Source organism: Prosthecobacter sp., from assembly GCF_049294395.1.
In the GTDB taxonomy this organism is placed as follows: Bacteria; Verrucomicrobiota; Verrucomicrobiia; order Verrucomicrobiales; family Verrucomicrobiaceae; genus Prosthecobacter.
The window spans coordinates 1-3,194 of sequence record NZ_JBAQCR010000215.1 but is presented as its reverse complement, the minus strand read 5'-3'; the positions used below and the strand labels follow the sequence as shown (position 1 = coordinate 3,194).

Sequence of the window (3,194 nt, the reverse complement as noted above, 5' to 3'; positions counted from 1 at the left end):
GCGTGAGCTGCGCTTCGAGCTGGCTGACCTGCTCAAACAATCCGGCGCGCTCTTCGGTCTTGGACTGCAGATGTTCTTCGATGGCGGCGATGGTGTCGCGCTGGGATTCGATCTGCTCCTGGAAGCGGGCGTTTTCAGCCTCGCTCTGCTGGATGCGCATGCGCCAGGTGTTGATCTCTTCGGAGAAGCGATTGATGCCGGCCTGCAGCTCCTGCAAGCGCACGCCGAGGGGAGCCTTCTGGCGCTCGATGGAATGCAGCGCGCTCTGCTCAAGAGCCAGCGCGGTGCGCAGCTCATTGAGGCGTTCGCTGGATTCGAGCTCACGACGGAGGAAGGACTCCATTTCGAGCTCGAGTTCGTTTTCGAGGGCGCGTGAGGTGGCCAGCTGCTCCTGGGCGATGGCCACGGCTTCGTGAAGCTGCTGGATCTGGCTTTCGGAGCCGCTGATGCGATCCTGAATCTGGTTCTGGTCCCACTCCACGCTTTCGAGCTTAGTGGTGGCCTGCTGCAGCGCGCGCTGCACGACGCTGATCTTGCCCTGGAACTGGGAGAAGCCTTCGCGGGCGCGCTGGGACTGCTCGCGCAGGGACACTTCCTCGCGCTGCATTTCCTCCAGTTGCGCGGTGATGTTGTTCACGGCGTCTTCCTTCTCCATGTACTGGTATTCCAGTGCTTCCACTTCCGTGCGGAGCTGGCGCACTTCAGCCTCACGGCGCAGCGTGGAGGAGCCCTCCTCCTTCGTGGCACCGCCGGTGATGATGCCGTCATGCGTGATGAGTTCACCGCGCATCGTGGCGATGGCGAGGTGCGGCATCTCGCGCTTCATGCGCAAAGCGGTGTGCAGATCGTCCACGATGACGACGTTGTGCAGGAGGTGGTCAATGAGGCTCTGCACGCCGGTTTTCACGCGCACCTTGTCCGTGGCCCAGGCGATGGCGCCAGCGGGCAGGAGTTCGCGATCCGAGGCGCGGCGCAGGTTGCAGAAATCATGCGGCACCAGCGCGGCGCGGCCCATCTTGTGATCTGTGAGGCGGTCGATGATCTGCGCGGCGAGTTCGCTCTCCGTGAGAAGAACGGCCTGCAGGTGGTCTTTGAGCGCGGCTTCGATGGCGGTGATGTACTCGGGCTCCACTTCGATGCTGGAGGCCAGCAGGCCGCGCACACCGACGGAATAGACTTCCGGATTGTCGAGTCCGCTGATGACCTTCTGCGTGCCGGCGGAGAGGCCTTCGCCTTTCTGCAGAAGCTGCTCGATGATTTCGAGGCGTGACTTCCGCTGCGTCAGATTGCGCTGGAGATCATTGAGCTCGTTGTTCATCGCGTCGCGCTGGCGGCGGCGTTCGATCATCTCACGGGCGCAGTCCTTGGCCTTTTCGTCGAGCTGGTTGCGCGTCTCTTCCAGTTCCTGGATCTGGCGCTGCAGTTCGTCGAATTCGATCTGGCTGGTCTCACGCGCCTGCTGCGCGGTCTGGCGGTCATGCGCCAGGGATTCGTGGCGCTGGCGGTCGCCAGAGATCTGATTGCTCAGGGACTGCGCGCGGGCTTCGCTGGAGGCGATCTGGCCTTCAAACTGGCGGATGGATTCGCGGATCGCACGGCGGTCGCTTTCCAAACGGTTGCGCTCTGGAAGGATGCTCTGGTGCTGATTGGCGTGCTCGTTCATGGCGAGCTGGCGCGTCTGGATGTTGTCCGTGATGGCAAGCAGCTGCTCGTCCGCATTGGCGAGGTCACGACGCGCCTGATCAAGCAGGTCTTCGTTGGCGGCGATCTGCTCTTCGTTCTGGCGGATGCGGCCTTCGAGTTCTTCGCTGCGCTCGCGGTTGAAGCCCAGGCGGCCTTCGGCGCTCTGCATCTGTGAGCGGAGTTCCTGTGCCTGCTGGCGTGCCTGGCTGATCTGGGATTCCAGCGCGTGGTAGGCCTCGCGGGTCTGCGCGGCTTCCGTCTCGGCGACCTGCAGCTTGCCCTGCAACTGCTCGATCTGCTGCGCCATCATGCGCACCTGGTTTTCAGACTCGGATTTTTCACCGGCAAATTCGGTGTACTGCTTGTGGGCAAGGTGGGTGTCCAGCAGGCGGGTATCTTCGAGCAGCGTCTGGTAGCGGCGTGCCTTCGCGGCCTGGCGCTGCAGCGTGCCCATCTGGCGTTTCACTTCCGCCACGATGTCGGCGACGCGCAGCAGATTGGCTTCTGTGTACTCGAGCTTGCGCAGCGCTTCACGCTTCTGCGATTTGAACTTGGTGATGCCTGCGGCTTCTTCGAAAACGGTACGACGGTCTTCCGGCTTGGAGCTCAGAAGCATGTCGATCTGGCCCTGCGCCATGATGGAGTAAGCCGCACGTCCGATACCGGTGCCGGCGATGAGATCGTGAATGTCCTTGAGACGGCAGACGGTGTTGTTGAGGCGGTACTCGCTGCGGCCGTCACGAAACACGCGGCGTGTGAGTGCGACTTCGTTGAAGTCCACGTTCAGCGACTGCTCGCAGTCCGCCATCGTCAAAGTCACTTCAGCCAGGCCCACGGGCTTGCGCTTGTCGGTGCCGTTGAAAATGACGTCCGCCATTTCATCGCCGCGCAGAGCTTTGGCGGAGGTTTCACCCAGCACCCAGCGGATGGCATCGACCACGTTCGACTTGCCGCAACCGTTCGGACCCACGATGCCGGTGACACCTTTGTGGAACTCGAAATGGGTCTTGTCCGCAAAGGACTTGAAGCCGTGAAGGGTGAGGCTTTTGAGATACATGACGGTGGAGAGGCGGAGATGAAAAGGCGGGTGAAGAAATCCGAAGGACGAATGACTTCGCGGTGAGTACTGAGAAGGACTGAACCATTCCGCGCCGGATGCCCGCAAGAGCGAACGCAAAAATCCACGTTATCTTGGGGATCGTTAAGACATCTTAAACAAGATGTGGGATTTTTCAGGGCGTTTTCCCTGTGAATAATCGTAGCGGCTGTGAACAAGTTTTCAAGGGTGGGGTTTCTGGCCGTAGGTTGGGTGTGTTTGGCGTGCTGGGTTTTCCAATGCTCCAACGCGCTCTTCGCCAAACCGCCCGACTCTAGGAAGGCGTGGGCTGTCGTGTTTGCCATGCGCTGGCAGACGGGCGGGCTGTCGCCACACCCATCCTACGATCAGATCTAATACACCGCCTTGCGGTGAAACAGAAAGCTCTCGGCCAGCAGCAAAACCAGCGCGAGCC

Annotated in this window: 1 protein-coding gene; it reads right to left on the bottom strand. The window is 61.2% G+C overall.

Annotated features, from left to right (window positions below):
• A partial coding sequence (smc, locus tag WAW39_RS14800; RefSeq protein WP_422319972.1) for a chromosome segregation protein SMC occupies positions 1–2,740 on the bottom strand: 2,740 nt, incomplete at its 3' end.
• Positions 2,741–3,194 lie beyond the last annotated feature (454 nt).